Genomic DNA, 20357 nt, shown 5'->3' with positions numbered 1-20357 from the left:
TCCTTAAATTCCGAAGCTGAATTTAATCTATACATTGACTAAAACCTTTTCTCATTCTCGGGAAAAGGTTTTTTGTGATTTTGATAAATATCGTTAAATAAAAATTATAAGAGGGAAAGCCATGCTATAATATTTTGAAAGTTCAGATTAATCATGTCGGTGAGGCTTTTAAAGGAAAGGAGAGGTTTCTATGAAGAAGTATTTAGCAGAGTTCATCGGTACGTTTATCTTGGTGTTTCTTGGAACAGGGGCGGCTGTGGTTTTAGGTGGATATTCGGGAGGGACCGATAATGGGTACCTCGGCGTTTTAGCCATCGCTTTTGCCTTCGGATTGTCGATTGTGGCAGCGGCTTACGCTATCGGGCATATTTCAGGATGCCATGTAAATCCGGCAGTTTCGCTGGCTGTCTGGATGTCGGGGAATTTGACGGCTAAAGAGTTTGGCGGGTATGTAGTGGCTCAAATTTTGGGCGCATTTGCAGGGAGTGCGTTTCTCGCATTCGTGGTTGCAAATTCGACTACCCTTGAAGGATACGGAGCAAACGGCTATGGTGATTTAAGTGCTGTCGGATTGAATTTGCTCGGTGCGTTTGGCGTTGAAATCATCCTTACGTTCATCTTTGTACTGGCGATACTCGGTGTGACTTCGAGTAAAGCCACTTCCCATATGGGTGGAATCGTCATCGGGTTGACTTTGGTGCTTGTGCACATCATTGGCATTCCGTTAACTGGCACTTCCGTAAACCCGGCAAGAAGCTTGGCGCCGGCTATTTTTGCCGGCGGCGATGCCCTGGCCCAAGTATGGCTATTCATTGTTGCTCCATTGATTGGCGCAGCGCTTGCAGCCTTTGTGTTTAGAAGTTTCTTTTATATAAAAGAAGAAACGGGTCTTGAAGTGGCAGGAGATTCGCGGATTGACGGGGAAAGCGATCCTCTGCCGAACAGAAGCCGCAGATAACAAAAAGGCTGTTCCCTGGTGGACCGGGGAAACAGCCTTTTTTCTGTTATAAATTGCGGATAAAGAAAATGATATGGATATACATTTCGGCCATTTCTTCCGGTGTTTCAGCCAGTTCGTTTTCCAGCCATTGTTCAATGAGCCCTAAAAAAGCGGAAGTGGCAAAGGATGACAAATAATCTTGCGGGACCGATGCGCTTTTGAAGAAGCTTTCGTTTTTCATCATCTTTTCGACAAAGTGATCGACGAAAAAACGTTTTAGCCGCTTGTGAAAGCCGATGTGGTTATTTTCACCGAGAAAGATTTGAAAACGTTCGGCGTTCAATTGGATATAGCGGAATACTTCCACCGCGTTCATCGAAATCCGGCCTTTTTCTGCTTCCTCGAGCAATAAATCCGGCTTCAGCTGTTCGAGGTGCTTATCCAAGTTTTCCAATAATCCCGCTTCCATTTGATCCAGCAAATCGTATTTATCCAAATAATGCAGATAAAATGTGCCTCTGTTGATCTCCGCCGCTTCGGTGATGTCACGGACAGATACTTTCATGAAGTTCTTTTCCTTTAACAGCTGAAGGAAATGCTGCTGGATTTTTTCTTTCGTCTTTTTGGCCATTTCTTCATAAATCGAAGCCATTCGTTTCCCTCCGTACCACTGAACAGGTGTGCCTATTCTGTTTATTGCTTTCATTATAGCAGGGGCCTAAAATAAAGATATACCAATCAACAGAGTGTTGAGTGGAATTTACGGAATAGGTGATGGAATATGAAGAAATCTCATATAGCAATGATTGCAGCATTTTTAATTGGAGTCGGGATGCTTGGGAAAGCATTTACCATGGATGAAGATATCAAAATGTATCTATTGATGTTCTGGGGAATCGGGATTGCCCTTGCATTCTTGCGAATCTTTGTAAATAATTCGATTAAGAAGATGAAGGGCAAGAACTGGAAAGTCAAAGTTGTGTTCTTTGCCGTATTGTTGGGATTTGGTTTGCCGTTCCAGTCGTGGTTCCGAAATGCCGTACTTTTTAACATGGACTCCGCTTATCTTGGCGGCAGTATCCTCATGCTGGTTGTCGGAATGGTCTTCATGACCTTCTTCTCAGGCTACGCCAAAGAAAAGTTCTTGGCGAGAAAAACGCAAAATACCCAAGCCGTTTTAAAATCGTAAATAGAGGAAAATCATTTATTGTTCTTATTGCCGGTCAAGCCGTGCTATAATAAGGAACTTAGGACGAATACGGATGAACCCAAAATTCAACGGAAGCCAAGCGCTTCTGCCTGCAAATAAATGATAGAGGTGTAAGAGAATGAATAAACGATGGACGATCGATAAAATAAGAGAATTTACAGAGAAAAACTCCGACAGCAAATTGCTGTCAACGGAATACCACGGATTTTCACAAAAGCTGCTGTTCAAATGTTCTTGCGGCAATAACTTTGAGAAGACCTTCACGAAGTTCAACAAAAACAACCAGCGCAAATGCGATACATGCCAACCACCTAAAGCACCGCGCGGCGAATAAAACAATGACAGGCACTTCTTTTCAGCTTTCGAAAAGAAGTGCTTTTTCTATAGGAAAAAATCCGGAGAAGCAGATTAGTTGTGCCTCCAAGAAAAAGGAGTTATTCTGTAGTTGTTGATATACCCATAGGGGTTTAATTTTGAGCCCTAGAATAGAAGAAGAGGAGGAGAAAAAATGTTCAATTACACAGTAGAAACGCCAAAAAGCAGAGACGAAGCGGTGCAAGCACTTGAAGAGAATTTAAAGAGCGAAAAGTTCGGTGTCTTGTGGAATTTTGATCTTGCAGCGAAGCTGAAAGAAAAAGGCACAGACTTTGATACGCCGTTTACCGTACTGGAAGTCTGCAACCCGGAAGAAGCCAATAAAGTGCTGTCGGAAGATTTGATGGTGGGGTATTTCTTGCCTTGCAAAATCGTCGTCTATGAAGAAAAAGGAACGACGAAAATCGGTATGCCGCGTCCCACTGCTTTAACTGGCATGGTTCAGAACGACTCTATTAAGAAAATCGCTGTAGAGATCGAAAAACGATTGATCGGCTGCATCGACCAATCGGTATAAGAAAGCTTGAAGGATTGATTTCATACCCAAAGGGGTATAAAATTGAATAGAAACAAGGGAAAGTGAAGGGGGCAATCGTACGATGGAATACGATAAACAAGTCCAAAACCGCCTAAGAAGAATCGAAGGCCAGCTTAAAGGGGTCTTGCGTATGGTGGAAGACAACGAAGATTGCCGCGATGTCGTGACTCAATTGTCTGCAGTACGAAGCGCAGTAGACCGGGCAATCGGCGTTATTGTCAGTGAGAACTTGGAGCAATGTGTCCGGGACAGCATTGATAAAGGTGAAAGCACAGATCAGCTGGTTAAAGATGCGGTTAGCCTATTGGTTAAAAGCAGATAAGAAATCCGTAGAACTTTCGGGTTGACGGATTTTCTTTTTGGATGTTAATATACCCCTATAGGTATTTTACGTGTTGTTGAGTCAGCATGTTTTTATTTAAATGAAAATATACCCCCGGCGGTATAAAAGAAGGTGGAATCAGAGATGGAAGAAAGAAAGACAACGAACATCATTTTGTTCAGCGGAGATTACGATAAAGCGATGGCGGCCTATATCATTGCGAATGGAGCAGCGGCATACGACCACGAGGTAACGATTTTCCACACATTTTGGGGACTGAATGCTTTAAGAAAAGACAATCCGAAAGCCGTGAAGAAAGGATTTCTTGAAGGGATGTTCGCAAAAATGATGCCAAGAGGCGCAGATAAATTAGGGCTTTCTACGATGAATATGGCCGGAATGGGACCAAAGATGATTAAGCATGTTATCGGCAAGCATAATGCAATGACACTTCCGCAATTGATTGATATGGCGAAAGAACAAGAAATCAATCTGGTGGCGTGTACGATGACGATGGATCTTCTTGGATTGAAAGAAGAAGAATTGCTGGAAGACGTGGCCTTTGCTGGAGTAGCGGCTTATCTGGCTGATGCAGAAGACGGCAATGTGAATTTATTCATTTAAAGAAAAGGGGAGAATCATGGATACTTGGCTGATGTTAGTGGTTGGAGCGGTCATCCTGTGGATTGGGTACAGAGCCATTTTCCTTCCAAAAGGGGCAAAGGCGATTTCAACGGATGATTTGAAATCGGTGATCAAGAAAAAAGGGCAGCAATTGATCGATGTACGGACACCTGCAGAATTCAAAGCAAACCACATCAAGGAATTTAAGAATATCCCACTGGCTGAATTGCCGAAGCGTTTGCAGGAACTCGATAAAGGAAAAGAAGTTTACGTTATTTGCCAAAGCGGTATGCGAAGCAGCCGGGCAGCGGCGCTATTGCAGCGAAATGGTTTTACACAAGTGATCAACGTAACAGGCGGGATGAACCAATACCGGCCGTAACGATAGGAGGAAAAAAGAATGAAGCGAATGACAACAGAAGAAGTGAATGAATACGTAAACCGGCATCCGGATGTTTCCATTATCGATGTACGCGAAACAGAAGAAGTAAAAGCAGGGAAGATACCGGGAGCAGTCAATATTCCATTAGGACTGCTTGAATTCCGTCTGCAGGATATCGACCGATCGAAAGAACATATTCTCGTATGCCGTTCAGGCAATCGCAGTGGAATGGCGGCGCGGTTATTAGAAGATAAAGGGTTTGACGTAGTCAATATGGACGGCGGCATGCTGGAATGGAACGGTCCGACGGTTTAAATTTTTTTGACATTAAATATACCCCCGTGGGTAAAAGGAGGAAGACAGATGATTAAGACCGATAAAACCTTGGATGCCAAAGGGCTAGCTTGTCCGATGCCGATTGTCCGGACGAAGAAAGCGATGAATGATTTAGAACCCGGACAAGTGATTGAAGTGCAAGCAACGGACAGAGGTTCACTTGCGGATATGAAAGCTTGGGCCAAGAGCAGCGGCAACCATTACCTCGGGACTTCTGAAGAAGGGAATGTGCTGATCCATTATTTGCGGAAAGCCGATCGCTCAGAAGAAAAAGAGGAGATGAAATTTCCACACACGCTGACTAATGCAGAATTAGAGCAACAACTTGGACGCGAAGATTTGATCGTTTTGGATGTTCGGGAACCGGCAGAATATGCATTCGGGCATATCGAGGGAGCTGTATCGATTCCACTTGGCGAACTCGAGCAGCGGGTGAGTGAATTGGATTCGGATAAAGAAGTGATCGTTATTTGCCGGACAGGCAAGCGCAGTGATTTTGCAGCGAAGCAGTTAGAGGAAAAAGGATTTACCCGCATTAAAAATGCAGCCCAGGGCATGTCCGAATGGACAGGTTCTACGGAGCAGAACAACGCGTAATTCTCAGAAATTCAGCTCATCAGATGAAACAGGAATTTTAGAACAGACTATACGGCAGGGGGTAAAAAGATGACAGTAGAATCGTTAACAGCAAAAGAAGTTGCTAAAAAGGTGATCAACAACGAACCGCTCTTTATTTTTGATGTCCGCAATGAAGATGCGTTTGCGGACTGGAAAATAGAAGGCAGCCGCATCGATTATTTGAACATCCCGTATTTTGATTTATTGGACGGTGTCGAAGAAGCGGCGGCTAAACTTCCAACGGATAAAGACATTCTGGTGGTTTGTGCAAAAGAAGGATCTTCGGTCATGGTGGCAGAAATGCTTGCTGAAGAAGGGATCGAGGCCGCTTACTTAGAAGGCGGGATGAAGGCTTGGAGCGAACATTTGGAACCGGTGAAAGTGGGGGATTTAAAAGGCGGCGGTGAGTTATACCAATTTGTCCGGATCGGAAAAGGCTGTTTGTCTTATATGGCCATCTCAGACGGAGAAGCTGCCCTGATCGATGCAACACGCATGGCTGATGTCTTTCTGGATTTCGCAGCGGAAAAAGGCGCCGTGATCAAACACGTCTTTGATACCCATCTGCATGCAGACCATATTTCTGGCGGACGCCAAATCGCGGAAGCAACAGGCGCAGCTTATTATTTGCCGCCGGCAGATGCAGAAGAAGTGGTGTTTGACTACGTGAAACTTGTCAATGGACTGAAAGTGGAATTAGGAGAAGAAAAAACCGAAATCCACGCATTTTATTCGCCTGGACATACGATCGGTTCGACTTCTTTCATCGTAGACGGCCAGTATTTAATGACGGGTGACATTCTGTTTATCGATTCCATTGGACGCCCGGACCTTGCAGGGCTTGCAGAAGATTGGGTGGGGGATTTAAGAGAATCCCTCTACAAGCGCTATCCGGAATTAGCGGACGAGTTAATCGTTCTTCCAGCTCATTTCATGATCATCGATGAGTTGAATGAAGACGGCAGCGTCTATAAAACATTGAGCACTTTGTTTAAAGAGAACCACGGATTGAATATAGAAGATGAACAAGCTTTCCGGAATATGGTGACCCGTCATCTGCCGCCGCAGCCGAATGCGTATCAGGAAATCCGCAAGACCAATATGGGAATCATTTCGCCGGCTGAAGAAGAGCAGCGGGAAATGGAAATCGGACCAAACCGCTGTGCTGTGCGGTAAACCATTGAACGAGGCAATAAAAAAATTGGAAAATGAAGGAGCGACTCACATGAATTCAGATAAAGTATTAGATGCAAAAGGCTTGGCATGCCCGATGCCGATTGTGAAAACAAGAAAAGAGATGAAAGAGCTGGCATCCGGTCAAATCTTAGAAATCCATGCAACGGATAAAGGGGCAAAAGCGGATATGGCAGCTTGGGCAAAATCAGGCGGCCATGACTTGCTCGAAGTCCAAGAAGAAGGCGGCTTGTTGAAATTCTGGATCAAAAAAGGCTAAAAGCTGAAGGGTATCGACTGATGCCCTTTTTCTTTTTGGCAAGGAGGAATTGGTATGAGTATAGATTTTATCATCGTCATTTTTTTCATCGGTTTTATTGGCTCGTTCATCTCTGGAATGGTCGGGATCGGGGGCTCGATCATCAAATACCCGATGCTGCTCTACATACCAGTGATGCTTGGCTATACGGCTTTCAGCGCCCATGAAGTATCCGGGATCAGCGCCATCCAAGTGTTTTTTGCGACGATCGCTGGAGTTTGGGCTTACCGGGGGAGCGGCTACATTAATAAGGCGCTGATCGCTTATATGGGGGGAGCCATTTTAGTCGGAAGTTTTATCGGCGGCTACGGCTCCACGCTATTGTCTGAACAAGCCATCAATATCGTTTATGCCATTTTGGCGACAATTGCCGTCATCATGATGTTCCTGCCCAAAAAAGGAGTCGACGACATTCCACTTGACCAAGTGGTGTTCCATAAAGGGCTTGCGGCTGGCCTTGCTTTGATCGTCGGAATTGCAGCGGGCATCGTCGGGGCAGCGGGTGCTTTTATCCTGGTGCCAATCATGCTTGTGGTGTTGAAAATACCGACGCGTATGACCATTGCGACTTCACTGGCGATTACCTTCATCTCGTCGATTGGCTCAACGGTGGGGAAAATTGTCACCGACCAGATTCTGTACGGACCGGCAGCCGTCATGATTGTGGCAAGCCTGATCGCCGCACCGCTTGGGGCGAAACTTGGACAGAAGATGAACACGAAATACCTGCAATGGATTTTGGCCTTGCTGATTTTAGGGACAGCGATCAAAATCTGGAGCGATATTCTCTAAAGGGCGCATGGCGTCGTGCGCATCAAAATTTGCTGGCCAGCGGCAAAGAAGCTATCCGTTTGTAGCAGTTTTTCATACCGTTGAAAATCATTTCTTCACATCTATCGTCAATTCTGCAAATGCTGTGAGCGAAGTAGATGATTGAGTCTACGTTAATGTACAAGAAGGCGTTCTTGTCTGTTGTGTCAATTATTTATTAATTACGCAGAATATTAGCTTGTTTGACAAATACAAAGGTTTTCATCAAATCGGGCCTTTTAAATATGCTATGATAAAGAAAGCGAAAAAGATGATGGAACAGCTATCATGCATAATAAATGGAGGTTTCCCGATGGACAATAATGATATTCTGATCAGGCTGCGCTACGCACTTGATATTAAAAATAATGATATGGTAAAAATTTTCAAAGAAGGCGGCATCGAGCTGTCGAAAGAAGACGTGCTGAAAGTATTGACGAAGACGCCGGAAAGCGAAGACGATGACATGGACAGCGTTTTGGATGCTTCTGAAAATGCTGACCATATCCGTGTCGACAACCGGATGTTGGAGTCCTTCTTGAACGGCTTGATTATCTTCAAACGGGGACGCCAAGAGCCGAAACCGGGGCAGCCAGCTGCGCCGCCAATGAGCAACGAGCCGGCAAACAATTTGCTGTTGAAGAAAGTGAAAATCGCTTTGCAATTGACGAGTGAAGACATGCTTGAACTGCTCGCACTTGCCGGCGTAACCGTTTCCAAAAGCGAGATGAGCGGCATTTTGCGAAAGCAAGGACATAAGAATTACAGCGTTTGCGGCGACCGCTATGCCCGCAACTTCCTAAAAGGGCTGGCAATCAAATATAGAAAATAATGCATGGATCCGCTTCTTAAATTGGAGGCGGATTTTTGATTTAGAGGATGGGAATTGGAGAGTTGGGAGTATTCGAGGTGAAGTTGGGAGTATTCATTCAGAAGTCGGGAGTATTCGAACGAAAGTCGAGCGTATTTCACAAGAAGTCGGGAGTAAACGAAAATGGTTTTCGGGCTGAAATCAAAAAGCTGGACAGCAAAAATGCCATCCAGCTTTCTTTTATTGCCACGGATAGGTTGCGAGCAGTTTGGCACTTAGTACCATGAAATCTTCCGCGGGCGATTGCTCTTTTTTCTCTGTCAACAAGTCGTTGCCAGCTGCAAAAAGCGCTTCTGTTGTAGGATAGGAGAGTGTGTTTTCAAGTTCGATGAACGTCACCGAGTTTTCGGTATAGCGGAACAGGAAATTTTGGTATTCGGTTTCGCTTGCCGCATGAAAGCTCGATGGAATGGTGTAGTCGATGTCGGCAGTGAGCACGCCGACGCGTTCATAGATAGCAAGCGGGCCAGCACTTTTCGCCAGATGCTGTTCTGCGCCTTCCACTAAGGCATTTGGATCTTTAGCAATCGAAGGGAAGAGGCGGTTCTCGAGCAACACGAAATAATTGCGTGGATCGTTGACATCAAGCAGGTATTTTTCGGACATACAGAAATTCCTCCTAAAAGCGGTGATTGACTCCCATGATAGCTGAAATGGGCCAAAAGGGAAACGAAGAGAAACTAAAACGGTTATTGTCTTTTTTAACAGAAAGTTCGTTTATTTCTGGTAAATCGCCTTGATTTTCCTTTCTAGACCAGTTACCCTTATAAAAAGCAAAATTGAATAAAGTGAATTCTTATCGAGAGAAGTCGAGGGACTGGCCCTATGACGCTTCAGCAACCAGCCGCAAGGTCAGGTGCTAAATCCAGCAGGCAAGCGATTGCCTGGGAGATGAAAAGGAACGAGTGTGAACTCATAAAGCCTTCTTTTTCATGGAGGGCTTTTTTTGTATATAGAGGAGGTTAAAATGATGGGGTTATTAGAAGAGTTGAAAACGAGAATTCTGACGGCGGACGGTGCGATGGGGACATTGCTGTATTCGTACGGCATCGAATATTGCAACGAGGAATTGAATTTGCAGCGGCCGGACATCATCGAAAGGATCCATGAAGAGTATATCCAGGCAGGTGCGGATATCATCCAAACGAACACCTACGGCGGAAATGCGCTGAAACTTGCGCGCTACGGGCTGGAGAGCCAAGTAAAGGAAATCAACGAAGCGGCGATTGCCATTGCAAAACGCGCTGTGGCACCGGGCGGGCAGTTTGTTTTCGGAACAATCGGCGGCATCCGCGGGATTCGGAAGAGTGATGCGACGCTTGAGGAAATTATCGCGATGGTGGACCAGCAATCTGGCTATCTCCTAAGCGGGGATCCGGATGCTTTATTGCTCGAGACCTATTATGATTTTGAGGAACTAGCAGCGACCGTTACCCATTTGCGGAAACGGACAGACGTGCCGCTCATTGCTCAAGTATCGATGCACGAACCGGGAATTTTACAGAACGGCATGGCGCTGAACGATGCCCTCCATCAACTCGAAGGACTTGGCGCCGACATTGTCGGCGTGAATTGCCGGTTAGGCCCTCACCATACCATTCAAGCACTGGAAGACGTAGTGCTGCCGAAGAAAGCCTTCCTCTCCGCTTATCCGAATGCAAGTTTATTGGATCTTGAAAATGGCCGCGTCGTCTACGAATCGGAAGCCGATTATTTCGGGCGCGCGGGACTGCTCTTAAGAGAAGAAGGAGCACGCCTTATCGGCGGTTGCTGCGGTACGACGCCGAAGCATATTGAAGCGTTGAAAAAACGCGTCGGCAATTTAAAGCCGAATACGGTAAAAGAAGTGGAGACGAAAAAACCGATCGTCATCCGGGAAGCGGAGTTATCCAATGAAGTGCCGCTCCATGAAAAAGCGAAGACGGAACGGACAATCATTGTGGAACTCGACACACCGAAGCATCTCGATGTCACTAAATTCCTGGAAGGGTCGAAGGCGTTGAATGCGGCAGGCGTGGACGCGGTCACCATGGCAGATAACTCACTTGCGTCTCCGCGTGTCAGCAATCTTGCCATGGGCTCGATCTTGAAACATCAGGAACAGATTCGCCCGCTTGCGCATATCACTTGCCGCGACCGGAATCTGATCGGTTTGCAATCGCATTTGATGGGATTGGACGCACTGGGCATCCGTGATATCCTGGCTGTAACGGGAGATCCGACAAAAGTGGGCGATTTCCCGGGAGCTACAAGCGTCTACGATGTCTCAAGCTTGGAATTGATCCAATTGATCAAAAAGCTCAACGAGGGGATTTCGTTTTCAGGGAAACCTCTGCAAAAGAAGGCGAACTTCTCGGTAGCTGCAGCATTCAATCCGAATGTACGGGTGCTTGACCGCGCAGTCGCAAGGCTTGAGAAGAAAATTGAAAGCGGAGCTGATTATTTTATTTCACAGCCGGTTTATACGAAAGAGAAAATCGTCGAAATCCATGAAGCGACGAAGCATCTGGAAACGCCGATTTTCCTTGGGGTCATGCCGCTGACAAGCATTCGCAGTGCAGAGTTTCTGCACAATGAAGTGCCGGGCATCAAACTGTCGGAAGAAGCGCTTGAGCGGATGCGGGCATGCGGCGAGGATAAGGAACGGGCAACCGCGGAAGGCATCCAAATTGCAAAAGAACTGATTGACACAGCGGCTGACTTGTTTAACGGAATCTATGTGATCACGCCGTTTTTCCGCTATGATATGTCAATTGAACTGATCCATTACATTCGGAAATTAGATCAACAGAAAGAGAGCGATCACAGCCATGTCCAAACAGCGAATTGAAGAACAGCTAGAAAAAAGAATTTTGATCATTGACGGAGCCATGGGGACGATGATCCAAAACGCCGACTTGTCTCCGGAAGATTTCGGGGGAGAAGAGTTCGACGGCTGCAATGAATACTTGAACATCGTAAAGCCGGAAGTCATCGAAGGCGTCCACGATGCGTATTTGCAAGCTGGCGCGGATATTCTCTGTACGAATACGTTCGGCGGAACGCCGGTCGTGCTGGATGAATACGGATTGGGCAAAAATGCGGCGGACATCAACCGGCGTGCCGTTGAAATTGCGAAGAAGAGTGCAGCGAAATTCGCGACGCCGGAATGGCCTCGGTTTGTCGCCGGAGCGATTGGGCCGACAACGAAAACCTTATCGGTGACAGGCGGCATCACATTCGATGAACTGAAAGAGAACTTCTACGTGCAGGCGAAAGCTTTAGTTGAAGGCGGCGCCGATTTGATTTTGCTGGAGACGAGCCAGGATATGCTGAATGTGAAAGCGGCGACGATCGGCATCAAGCAGGCATTTAAAGAAACGGGCGTTGAATTGCCGATCATGGTTTCCGGTACGATCGAACCGATGGGAACGACGCTTGCCGGGCAAAGCATTGAAGCGTTCTACATTTCCATTGAACACGTCAAACCGCTGTCGGTCGGCTTGAACTGTGCGACGGGTCCGGAATTTATGACGGACCACATCCGTTCGCTGGCAGAACTGTCGGACGGCTATGTCAGCTGCTATCCGAACGCCGGTTTGCCGGATGAAGAAGGGCATTACCACGAAACGCCGGAATCGTTGTCGAAAAAGCTGCGCGGCTTTGCAGAAAAAGGCTGGCTCAATGTCGTCGGCGGCTGCTGCGGGACGACGCCCGCCCATATCAAGGCGGTCAAAGAAGCGATGGAAGGGATAGCGCCGCGGAAACCGGAAGCCGTTTCGCATGGCCATGTCGTTTCCGGCATCGAACCGCTGCAATACGATGAAACGATGCGGCCGCTGTTTATCGGAGAGCGGACGAATGTCATCGGTTCCCGAAAGTTCAAGCGGCTGATTGTGGATGGCCAGTTCGAAGAAGCGGCAGAAATTGCGCGGGCACAAGTGAAGAACGGAGCACACGTTATCGACATCTGTCTCGCGAACCCGGACCGCGATGAACTGGAAGACATGGTGAATTTTATGCAGGAAGTCGTCAAGAAAGTGAAAGTTCCGCTTGTCATTGATTCGACGGACGAAGAAGTGATTGAAGCGGCGTTGAAATTTTCGCAAGGAAAAGCCATCATCAATTCGATCAATTTGGAAGATGGGTTGGAGCGTTTTGAGGCAGTGATGCCATTGGTGAAAAAATACGGAGCTTCGGTTGTGGTCGGAACCATCGACGAAAAAGGGATGGCAGTGACCCGTGAACGAAAGTTGGCCATTGCGGAACGCTCGTATGATTTATTGGTCAACGAATGGGGCTTGGCACCGGAAGACATCATTTTTGACCCGCTCGTCTTCCCGGTCGGAACCGGCGACCAGCAATACATCGGATCCGCGGTGGAAACGATTGAAGGCATCCGGCTGATCAAAGCGAAATTCCCGCGTACTTTGACGATTCTTGGCGTCAGCAATGTCTCATTCGGCTTGCCGCCGGTTGGCCGTGAAGTGTTGAACGCCGTGTACTTGTACCATTGCACCCAGGCCGGGCTCGATTATGCCATCGTCAACACGGAAAAACTGGAACGCTACGCGTCGATTCCGGAAAATGAAGTCCGCATGGCAAATGAGTTGCTGTTTACGACCACGGATGAAACCTTGGCTGACTTTACAGCATTCTACCGGGACAAGAAAAAAGAGAAGGCAGAAGACGATATCCCGAAAACAGTGGATGGACGGCTTGCCTATTACATTATCGAAGGAACAAAAGAAGGTTTGATTCCGGATCTTGAAAAAGCGCTGGATCTATACGACACGCCGCTTGATGTCATTAACGGGCCGTTGATGGAAGGGATGGCGGAAGTCGGGCGTTTGTTCAACGACAACCAATTGATCGTTGCGGAAGTGCTGCAAAGCGCCGGCGTTATGAAAGCGGCCGTTGCCTTCCTGGAAAAATATATGGAGAAAAAAGAGGATGACAGCGGCAAAGGCAAAATCGTTTTGGCAACCGTCAAAGGCGACGTGCACGATATCGGGAAAAACCTCGTTGAAATCATTTTGAGCAATAACGGGTTCAAAGTGGTCGATGTCGGCATCAAAGTGACGCCGGCCACGTTGATTGATGTCATCCGGAAAGAGAAGCCGGATATGGTGGGCTTGTCGGGTTTATTGGTCAAGTCGGCGAAACAGATGGTATTGACGGCCCAAGACTTTAAAGAAGCAGGCATTGATGTGCCGATTTTGGTCGGCGGCGCCGCCTTGTCGCGGCGCTTTACCGAAACGAAAATAGCGGCCGAATACGACGGGCCGGTCATTTACGCAAAAGATGCGATGCAGGGGCTCGACCTCGCCAATCGCTTGCAGAGCGGTGCGGGAAAAGCGGAATTGTTGAAAGAACTCGACGCCCAGCAGCAAAAACGGTTAGCTTCAGAGGCGGCCCGTGCGGCGAAGCCGGCCGTCGCAGTCGCGGAAAAGCCGGTCAAAACGGTGCGCGAAGACGTGCCGGTCTATGTGCCGCACGATCTGCGCCGGCATGTATGGAAAGATTATTCGGTGTCGCATTTGTATCCGTACGTCAATATGCGCACGTTGATCGGCCATCATCTCGGCTTGAAAGGCTTTAACGACAACACGTTGGCAAAAGGCGATCCGCGGGCAGTGGAGCTCCATGAACTGGCGACGGACTTTTTGCAATCCGGCTTGCTGAAGCCGTTCGGCATGTATCAATTTTTCCCGGCGCAATCGGACGGCGATGATGTCATCATTTACAGCCCGGCAGATGGGAAAACCGAAATTGAGCGCTTCACGTTCCCGCGCCAATCTTCTGCACCGTTTTTATGTTTGGCGGATTACTTGAAATCGGTCGACAGCGGCGAAATGGATTATGTCGCGTTCATGCAAGTGACAGCAGGGCACGGCGTACGAAATGAAGCGCAGCTTTTGAAAGAGCAAGGGAAGTTTCTTGAAAGCCATGCGCTGCAAGCGACCGCGCTGGAACTGGCCGAAGGCTTTGCAGAACGCATCCATCAGGAGATCCGCGACCAATGGGGCTTCCCGGATGCGACCGATTTCACGATGCGCGACCGTTTTGCCGCCAAATACCAGGGCCAGCGTTTTTCATTCGGCTATCCGGCATGTCCGAACCTGGAAGATCAGGCGAAATTATTCGGCTTGATCAAACCGGAAGACATCGGGGTCCAGTTGACGGAAGAATATATGATGGACCCAGAAGCTTCGGTGTCGGCGATTGTCTTTGCCCATCCGGACGCGCGTTATTTTGTAGTGGATTGAGTAAGTCGTTGAAGCGATGCGGCACGTGACAGGCGGAATTTCCGATTAAATGGAAAAAAGAGCGGCTCAGGATAGTCTGAGCCGCTCTTTTTACTGCATTTATTCGCGTTCTTTGTAAATAAAATAATCGAAATCTGCCGGCAATTGTTGGCCGGATGTATCTTGGCATTGCATGCCGACGAATGCGCCGGTAAAAAATCCGCCGCCTTGGATATAGTCATCAGACAGTTTATGCGAACCAAAGCGGATCGGAATCATGTGCCAGTCCTCTCCGTCGAACGAATAGGAATACTGATAAATGTCCGCATCGACATCGACGCGCATGTGCACGTATTCGACTTCATCCGGCACGACGATTTCGTCGCCTTGCAGCGGCTGGTCGTAGGCGAAATTATCGCAAACAGTCAAATCAAGGATGCGGCCTTTCTCTTCATGCCACGTAATTTGAAGAGCCGTCCAGTTTTCCGTGTTGTAATAGTTTACAAGGCCTGCTGCCTGCTGGAATGTATCGGGCTGGAATGCCACTTTCGTTTCCGCCGTAAAGTGGAAATGCTGCCAGCGTCTCGCGACAAAAGCTTGAGTAAATTTAGATGTCAACGACTCACGTCCGTGAATGCGCAAGTGGCCTGGATTTTCTTTCAGCGAAACGATTTCTTCGCCTAACGGAATGCGCAGCGTCTGGAAATGCGGGTTCAATGTTTCCGAATCGAAATCGTCTTTTTCCGGATAATCGCGATCCCACACCACTTCTTCGATGGCTGGCCCTTCGATTTGAAGTGAAGGTGCATTTCCGCCAACGACATATGGCCAATCGTTTTTCCATTCCACTCGCTGGATGGCTGTTTCGCGTCCAAGCGGGCAGTAGCCACGCGGGTCAAGCAAAGCTTGGCCTTTTCGGGAAAGCGGGCGCCCTGTCAAATGCACCAGGAACCATTCGTCCGTATGCGTTTGGACAATGGAAGCATGTCCCGATTTCTGCAGCGGATTTCTTGGCGAGAAGAAAGATGTGATCAACGGATTTTCCGGATGGACTTCATAAGGTCCGTGCAAATCTTTTGAACGGGCAATCGTAGCTTGGTGGTCATACTTCGTGCCGCCTTCAGCGGTCAATAAATAATAATATTCGCCGATTTTGTAAAGATGCGGCGCTTCAACTAATGCCACATCGGTTCCTTTGAAGATGATTTCGGATTTGCCGACTAATTTCTGTTCTTCAACGCTGTATTCCTGAAGCGCGATGCCGTAGAAATTATGATGGCCATGTCGGTGATCCCAATACATATTCACCAAGTATTTCTTGCCGGATTCATCGTGGAACAGGGAAGGGTCAAATCCCGAACTGTTCAAATAAATCGGTTCCGACCATTCGCCGTCAATCGTTTCGCAAGTGACGAGGTAGTTATGGCAATCTTTCCATTGGCCTTCTGTCACTTTTACATCTGTGAAAATCAGCCAGAACTTTCCGTCGCTGTATGAAAGGGCAGGTGCCCAGACGCCGCCGGAGTTCGGGTTGCCCATCATGTTCAATTGGCTAAGGCGGTTAAGCGGACGAGAGATCAAACGCCAGTTTTTCAAGTCCTTGGAATGGTAGATGCCGACACCTGGGAACCATTCAAAAGTGGAAACCGCGATGTAATAATCTTCTCCCACACGGCAAATGCTTGGATCCGGATTGAATCCAGTCAAAATCGGATTTTGGATAATAGCCATTTTTTCGTCACCCTTTTATGTAAGATTTTGTGGATATGCTGTAGAGGCGAAATAATGTAAGTGCTTTCAAAAACACGTGCCCAAACAGCAAAAACACAAAGATTTTTAAAATGATTTAAACGAAAATTAAAAATCTTCGGTTGTTATAAACGATCATACACTACTTAGTACGATTGGTAAACTAAGTGTGATGAAAGTTTATAACAACTTAAGAAAAAATGGCTTGCTGCGGCTGCATGCGGACACTCAAGAAATTCTCAATGGTAAAAGCAGCGACGCCAAGTGCTGTTGGCAGCGTATCAAGTTCCGAAAAGCCGATGATCAAATCGTTTTGCTGGAACCAAAGGGCTTGGTTTGCCACGCGTTCATTCAACGATTCGCTCAGCCAATTTTTGGCGGAAGCCATCCGGTTGCCGATCACCACTTGCTGCGGGTTAAAAGTGTTGACGATGTTGTTGATGCCGACGCCTAAATAATCGCCGCTTTTTTTGAAGAGGGCAATGGCTTCTTCGTTTCCAGATTCCGCAAGCTGGATCAAATGGGGCAAATCCAATTCTTCATCAGTGGAAGTAAATAAACCCGACTGCACCGCTGTATTGAGCAAAGCTTGTTCCGACGCGTATAATTCCCAGCATCCTTCATTTCCGCAGCGGCATTTTGGACCGTTTACTTGAATAGTCATGTGGCCAAGTTCGCCGGAAAATCCGTTAGACCCTTTATAGAGGGAACCGTTTAAGATCAAGCCGACGCCAATCCCGATGCCTGCGCTGACATAGATGATGTTTTCGCATTCCTGTCCCGCACCGAAACGCTTTTCGCCGTAAGCACCGGCATTCGCCTCGTTTTCGATAATGACGGGAAGCCCATACTTTTCTTCCAAGACCGATTTCAAGTCCAGGTTCCGCCACTTCAAGTTTGGCGCTAGCAAGATTTCTCCACTTTTATCAACGACTCCCGGTACACCGACGCCGATGCCAACTACGCCGTGAGGGCTTTCAGGTGCAGAAGCAATCAATGAATCAATGGTGGAAAACATTTTTTCTTTGATTTCTTCATAAGAAAGATTTTTAAAACTGCATTCTTTCTTCAATTGGATATTGCCGCTGAGATCCGTCAATACGCCAAGCAGGTAGTTGACGCCGATATCGATGCCGATTGCATAGCCGGCCAAATCGTTGAACAAAAGCATAACTGGTCGGCGGCCGCCGCTTGATTCGCCAGGGCCGGATTCATAGATCAATTGATCGTCCAGCAAATCGCTGACAAGGGAAGAAACGGTTCCTTTGTTTAGTCCGGTCTGGCTTGCGACAGCTGCCCGCGAAATCGGTGAATTGTTTTTGATCTTATCCAACACTAATGATTTATTGCCTTCTTTGACGACTTGATGGTTCCAGGTCTTAGTCACTTTTACATTCATCCTGCTCAGCTCTTTCTATCATTTTTAAGACTATTTTAACAGATACTTTGAAACGAAAGTAGTTTAATAAAAAACTTTGTTTAGCCACTAGACGAACATGGAAACCCTTGCTATAATGAAAACGCATACAACAATCTGAATATTGTTGTAATAGCACACAAAGTGGGGGGAAGAAAAAAATGAAAAGGAAGAAAACGCTTGCACTGCTATTGTCCGCTGCTATTTCATCGTTACTGCTAGTAGGGTGTTCAGATTCTGATGAGGCGTCATCGGGTTCAAGTAATGCAGACACTGAAATCAAATTTATGCACTTATGGCCAGAAGGTAGCTCCAAAAAGCATTATGACGTGGTAAACGATATTATTGCTGATTACGAAGCGGAAAACGAAGGCGTCAAAATAGATTTAGAAGTTTTAAGCAATGAGCAATACAAAGATAAATTGCGTGTCCTTTCAACATCAAAAGAATTGCCGGATGTAGGCCTTACATGGGCTGCTGGATTCCTTGAGCCTTATGTTGGCGGAAATATGTTCGCACCGTTGGATGATGTCATCGAGTCTGAACTATCAGATGCATTCGTACCAGGAACTGCCGAAGCCTATGCGCTTGACGGCACAACTTACGGATTGCCATTGGAATTGAACATTGTCAGCATTTATTACAATGAGAAGATGTTTAAGGATAACGGCATTGAAGTTCCAGAAACATACGAAGAATTGTTAGAAGCATCAAAAGCATTCCGTGACGAGGGCATTCAGCCGATTGCTCTAGGAAACAGAGATTCATGGACAGGTTCTATGTGGTATATGTACTTGGCTGACCGCATCGGCGGCGCTGATACATTGAACAAAGCAATCGACCGTTCAGGCAGCTTCGAAGATCCTGCCTTGATCGAAGCGGCTGCAGAAGTTCAAAACTTGGTAGACAGCGGGGCTTTTGTTGATGGATTCAACGGCCTTGCAGATGAAGAAGCGAAGAGCATGTTCATGAGCGAACAAGCGCCGATGTACATGATCGCAACTTGGGATCTTCCAAACTTCACAACAAATGAGGACGTTCCACAAGAATTCAGAGATTCTGTAAAATACATGAACTTCCCAACAGTTGACGGCCAAGGCGATATGAACAGCTTTGTCGGCGGCCCTGGAGTTGGCTTGTTCGTAGCAGAAGATTCAGATGTAAAAGAAGAAGCAAAAGACTTTTCTGCATACTTTGTTAAAGAGTGGGGCGAAAAAGCGGTTGAAGAAGCTGGCGTAATCCCAGCGACGAAAGTGGATGCTGCGTCAATGGATCTTCCACAAATGTATATCGATATCTTGGAAGAACTGAACCAAGCGAGCAACATCACAATGTTTGCGGATGTTCAATTGAGCCCGGAAGTGGCAACGGTCCACTTGGACGCAATTCAAGCGCTGTTCGGCAACGAAATGACGCCTGAAGAATTTGCGAAAGCCCACGAGGACGCTCTTTCGAAATAAAGAACGATAACAACGGTTTGCAAAGTTAGAGAAACAAGAAGGGGGCATATCCAGAATTCAGGATTGTCCCCTTCTACTTTATAAGATATGGGGTTGAATGTTATGAACAAAGTGATGTCCAATAAGCTTTATATCGCGTTCTATATTGCGCCCGCCTTTATATTGCTGATGGTCTTGATCTTTATCCCGCTGCTCCTGTCCGGCTACTACGGCTTGATGGACTGGGATGGAATCGGAGAAAAAACTTTTATTGGCCTGGACAATTATATAGAAGGAATCCAAGATAAACTATTTTGGAACAGTGCTCTGCATTCGTTCTTATTGGCCCTTTTCTCAGCATTAAGTTTAATCATCTATTTAGCTGTATCGATCATCCTGGCTTCAAAAATCAAAGGTGCGGACTTGCTTCGTAAAATCTACTTGATTCCGATGCTCTTGTCATCCGTTGCCATTGCCCAGTTGTGGGTAAAAGTCTACAACCCGTCAAACGGGATTTTGAATTCATTCCTTAGAACTATCGGAGTTGAAAATCCACCATCTTGGCTCGCAGATCCAAGCTTGGTTTTGTTTGCCATCTTCGTTCCGATCCTATGGCAATATGCAGGATTTTATATCCTGATTTACTATGCGGCATTGAAAAATATTCCGGAATCTTTGATTGAAGCTGCAAGAATTGATGGCGCGACGCCATTCCAGATCGCAATGCGCATCAAATTGCCATTGATCAAAGAAATCGTGAGTGTGACCATCGTCTTGGCGATTGTCGGTTCCTTGAAATACTTCGATTTGATTTATGTAATGACAGCCGGCGGACCGAACGGAGCCAGTGAAGTAATGGCTTCTTATATGTACAAATTGGCTTTCTCCAGCTATAACTTCGGCTACGGCAGTGCCATCGGATTCTTGTTGCTGATCATCACATTGATCGTTACGTTGATCATCCGCAAAGTAACCGAAACAAAAGAGAAGCTCGAATACTAAGAGGA

At 46.8% G+C, this 20357-nt stretch carries 21 protein-coding genes and 1 riboswitch; of the genes, 17 read left to right on the top strand and 4 right to left on the bottom strand.

Annotation, left to right across the window (positions count from 1 at the left end):
* Positions 1 to 190: 190 nt before the first annotated feature.
* Positions 191 to 958, top strand: a complete 768-nt coding sequence (locus tag NFU07_RS14160; protein ID WP_251479159.1) for an MIP/aquaporin family protein — start codon at positions 191 to 193, stop codon at positions 956 to 958.
* Between the two features lie 46 nt (positions 959 to 1004).
* Here NFU07_RS14160 and NFU07_RS14155 read toward each other — a convergent pair whose 3' ends face one another.
* A complete protein-coding gene (locus tag NFU07_RS14155) occupies positions 1005 to 1592 on the bottom strand; it encodes a TetR/AcrR family transcriptional regulator (protein WP_251479157.1) in 588 nt (195 codons plus the stop codon).
* 129 nt (positions 1593 to 1721) lie between these two features.
* On the opposite strand from NFU07_RS14155, the gene NFU07_RS14150 reads away from it, so the two are divergent.
* The 12 genes from NFU07_RS14150 (at position 1722) to NFU07_RS14095 (ending at position 8479) form a co-directional block, all read left to right on the top strand.
* Complete coding sequence (locus tag NFU07_RS14150) at positions 1722 to 2129, top strand: MFS transporter permease (RefSeq protein WP_251479155.1); 408 nt, start codon at positions 1722 to 1724, stop codon at positions 2127 to 2129.
* A 139-nt stretch (positions 2130 to 2268) separates the two neighbouring features.
* The gene (locus NFU07_RS14145) at positions 2269 to 2484 is read left to right on the top strand and encodes a hypothetical protein (RefSeq protein WP_235198227.1); all 216 of its coding nucleotides are present in this window, start codon (positions 2269 to 2271) and stop codon (positions 2482 to 2484) included.
* A 174-nt stretch (positions 2485 to 2658) separates the two neighbouring features.
* The gene (locus tag NFU07_RS14140; RefSeq protein WP_251479153.1) at positions 2659 to 3042 is read left to right on the top strand and encodes a DUF302 domain-containing protein; all 384 of its coding nucleotides are present in this window, start codon (positions 2659 to 2661) and stop codon (positions 3040 to 3042) included.
* 82 nt (positions 3043 to 3124) lie between these two features.
* Entirely contained in the window at positions 3125 to 3385 is a 261-nt protein-coding gene (locus NFU07_RS14135) for a metal-sensitive transcriptional regulator (RefSeq protein WP_235198229.1), read from the top strand.
* Between the two features lie 144 nt (positions 3386 to 3529).
* Positions 3530 to 4009 (top strand): DsrE/DsrF/DrsH-like family protein, encoded by a 480-nt coding sequence (locus tag NFU07_RS14130; protein WP_251479151.1) that lies wholly within the window; start codon positions 3530 to 3532, stop codon positions 4007 to 4009.
* Positions 4010 to 4025: 16 nt separating this feature from the next.
* Positions 4026 to 4391, top strand: a complete 366-nt coding sequence (locus tag NFU07_RS14125; protein WP_251479149.1) for a rhodanese-like domain-containing protein — start codon at positions 4026 to 4028, stop codon at positions 4389 to 4391.
* A gap of 18 nt (positions 4392 to 4409) precedes the next feature.
* Positions 4410 to 4706 (top strand): rhodanese-like domain-containing protein, encoded by a 297-nt coding sequence (locus NFU07_RS14120; RefSeq protein ID WP_251479147.1) that lies wholly within the window; start codon positions 4410 to 4412, stop codon positions 4704 to 4706.
* 48 nt (positions 4707 to 4754) lie between these two features.
* Positions 4755 to 5324: a sulfurtransferase TusA family protein gene (locus tag NFU07_RS14115; protein ID WP_251479145.1), complete on the top strand. Its 570-nt coding sequence runs from the start codon at positions 4755 to 4757 to the stop codon at positions 5322 to 5324.
* 69 nt (positions 5325 to 5393) lie between these two features.
* Positions 5394 to 6521 carry an MBL fold metallo-hydrolase gene (locus tag NFU07_RS14110; RefSeq protein ID WP_251479143.1) on the top strand — a complete coding sequence of 376 codons (1128 nt, stop codon included), beginning with the start codon at positions 5394 to 5396 and terminating at the stop codon, positions 6519 to 6521.
* A gap of 49 nt (positions 6522 to 6570) precedes the next feature.
* The gene (locus NFU07_RS14105; protein WP_251479141.1) at positions 6571 to 6798 is read left to right on the top strand and encodes a sulfurtransferase TusA family protein; all 228 of its coding nucleotides are present in this window, start codon (positions 6571 to 6573) and stop codon (positions 6796 to 6798) included.
* Positions 6799 to 6852: 54 nt separating this feature from the next.
* On the top strand, positions 6853 to 7629 hold the full coding sequence (locus NFU07_RS14100) for a sulfite exporter TauE/SafE family protein (protein WP_235198235.1): 777 nt from the start codon (positions 6853 to 6855) through the stop codon (positions 7627 to 7629).
* 331 nt (positions 7630 to 7960) lie between these two features.
* Complete coding sequence (locus NFU07_RS14095) at positions 7961 to 8479, top strand: YehS family protein (RefSeq protein ID WP_251479139.1); 519 nt, start codon at positions 7961 to 7963, stop codon at positions 8477 to 8479.
* A 219-nt stretch (positions 8480 to 8698) separates the two neighbouring features.
* On the opposite strand, the gene NFU07_RS14090 is transcribed toward NFU07_RS14095, so the two are convergent.
* Positions 8699 to 9124, bottom strand: a complete 426-nt coding sequence (locus NFU07_RS14090) for a hypothetical protein (RefSeq protein ID WP_251479137.1) — start codon at positions 9122 to 9124, stop codon at positions 8699 to 8701.
* A 187-nt stretch (positions 9125 to 9311) separates the two neighbouring features.
* A riboswitch (SAM riboswitch) is annotated at positions 9312 to 9416 on the top strand.
* Positions 9417 to 9488: 72 nt separating this feature from the next.
* Here NFU07_RS14090 and NFU07_RS14085 point away from each other — a divergent pair.
* Positions 9489 to 11348 (top strand): bifunctional homocysteine S-methyltransferase/methylenetetrahydrofolate reductase, encoded by a 1860-nt coding sequence (locus NFU07_RS14085; RefSeq protein WP_251479136.1) that lies wholly within the window; start codon positions 9489 to 9491, stop codon positions 11346 to 11348.
* Positions 11329 to 14766 carry a methionine synthase gene (gene metH, locus NFU07_RS14080; RefSeq protein ID WP_251479134.1) on the top strand — a complete coding sequence of 1146 codons (3438 nt, stop codon included), beginning with the start codon at positions 11329 to 11331 and terminating at the stop codon, positions 14764 to 14766. The genes NFU07_RS14085 and metH overlap by 20 nt, the downstream gene beginning before the upstream one ends.
* 99 nt (positions 14767 to 14865) lie before the next feature.
* On the opposite strand, the gene NFU07_RS14075 is transcribed toward metH, so the two are convergent.
* Entirely contained in the window at positions 14866 to 16476 is a 1611-nt protein-coding gene (locus NFU07_RS14075) for a glycoside hydrolase family 43 protein (protein ID WP_251479132.1), read from the bottom strand.
* A 208-nt stretch (positions 16477 to 16684) separates the two neighbouring features.
* Positions 16685 to 17893 (bottom strand): ROK family protein, encoded by a 1209-nt coding sequence (locus NFU07_RS14070; protein WP_251479130.1) that lies wholly within the window; start codon positions 17891 to 17893, stop codon positions 16685 to 16687.
* A 179-nt stretch (positions 17894 to 18072) separates the two neighbouring features.
* Between NFU07_RS14070 and NFU07_RS14065 the strand changes: the two genes are divergently transcribed.
* Complete coding sequence (locus tag NFU07_RS14065; RefSeq protein WP_235198241.1) at positions 18073 to 19371, top strand: extracellular solute-binding protein; 1299 nt, start codon at positions 18073 to 18075, stop codon at positions 19369 to 19371.
* A 102-nt stretch (positions 19372 to 19473) separates the two neighbouring features.
* Entirely contained in the window at positions 19474 to 20352 is an 879-nt protein-coding gene (locus NFU07_RS14060) for a carbohydrate ABC transporter permease (protein ID WP_052653055.1), read from the top strand.
* The last annotated feature ends 5 nt before the right edge of the window (positions 20353 to 20357 follow it).

The sequence above is a fragment of the Planococcus sp. NCCP-2050 genome, from assembly GCF_023708025.1.
Taxonomy (GTDB): domain Bacteria; phylum Bacillota; class Bacilli; order Bacillales_A; family Planococcaceae; genus Planococcus.
The sequence above is the reverse complement of the archived record's forward strand: the minus strand, read 5'-3'. Positions and strand labels throughout refer to the sequence as shown.

Coding starts and splice junctions, on each gene's coding strand:
- NFU07_RS14105 (WP_251479141.1), top strand. CDS start 6,571: ATGAATTCAGATAAAGTATTAGATGCAAAAGGCTTGGCATGCCCGATG.
- NFU07_RS14150 (WP_251479155.1), top strand. CDS start 1,722: ATGAAGAAATCTCATATAGCAATGATTGCAGCATTTTTAATTGGAGTC.
- NFU07_RS14095 (WP_251479139.1), top strand. CDS start 7,961: ATGGACAATAATGATATTCTGATCAGGCTGCGCTACGCACTTGATATT.
- NFU07_RS14145 (WP_235198227.1), top strand. CDS start 2,269: ATGAATAAACGATGGACGATCGATAAAATAAGAGAATTTACAGAGAAA.
- NFU07_RS14090 (WP_251479137.1), bottom strand. CDS start 9,124: ATGTCCGAAAAATACCTGCTTGATGTCAACGATCCACGCAATTATTTC.
- NFU07_RS14075 (WP_251479132.1), bottom strand. CDS start 16,476: ATGGCTATTATCCAAAATCCGATTTTGACTGGATTCAATCCGGATCCA.
- NFU07_RS14140 (WP_251479153.1), top strand. CDS start 2,659: ATGTTCAATTACACAGTAGAAACGCCAAAAAGCAGAGACGAAGCGGTG.
- NFU07_RS14110 (WP_251479143.1), top strand. CDS start 5,394: ATGACAGTAGAATCGTTAACAGCAAAAGAAGTTGCTAAAAAGGTGATC.
- NFU07_RS14070 (WP_251479130.1), bottom strand. CDS start 17,893: ATGAATGTAAAAGTGACTAAGACCTGGAACCATCAAGTCGTCAAAGAA.
- NFU07_RS14120 (WP_251479147.1), top strand. CDS start 4,410: ATGAAGCGAATGACAACAGAAGAAGTGAATGAATACGTAAACCGGCAT.
- NFU07_RS14135 (WP_235198229.1), top strand. CDS start 3,125: ATGGAATACGATAAACAAGTCCAAAACCGCCTAAGAAGAATCGAAGGC.
- NFU07_RS14085 (WP_251479136.1), top strand. CDS start 9,489: ATGGGGTTATTAGAAGAGTTGAAAACGAGAATTCTGACGGCGGACGGT.
- NFU07_RS14100 (WP_235198235.1), top strand. CDS start 6,853: ATGAGTATAGATTTTATCATCGTCATTTTTTTCATCGGTTTTATTGGC.
- NFU07_RS14160 (WP_251479159.1), top strand. CDS start 191: ATGAAGAAGTATTTAGCAGAGTTCATCGGTACGTTTATCTTGGTGTTT.
- NFU07_RS14065 (WP_235198241.1), top strand. CDS start 18,073: ATGAAAAGGAAGAAAACGCTTGCACTGCTATTGTCCGCTGCTATTTCA.
- metH (WP_251479134.1), top strand. CDS start 11,329: ATGTCCAAACAGCGAATTGAAGAACAGCTAGAAAAAAGAATTTTGATC.
- NFU07_RS14060 (WP_052653055.1), top strand. CDS start 19,474: ATGAACAAAGTGATGTCCAATAAGCTTTATATCGCGTTCTATATTGCG.
- NFU07_RS14125 (WP_251479149.1), top strand. CDS start 4,026: ATGGATACTTGGCTGATGTTAGTGGTTGGAGCGGTCATCCTGTGGATT.
- NFU07_RS14155 (WP_251479157.1), bottom strand. CDS start 1,592: ATGGCTTCGATTTATGAAGAAATGGCCAAAAAGACGAAAGAAAAAATC.
- NFU07_RS14115 (WP_251479145.1), top strand. CDS start 4,755: ATGATTAAGACCGATAAAACCTTGGATGCCAAAGGGCTAGCTTGTCCG.
- NFU07_RS14130 (WP_251479151.1), top strand. CDS start 3,530: ATGGAAGAAAGAAAGACAACGAACATCATTTTGTTCAGCGGAGATTAC.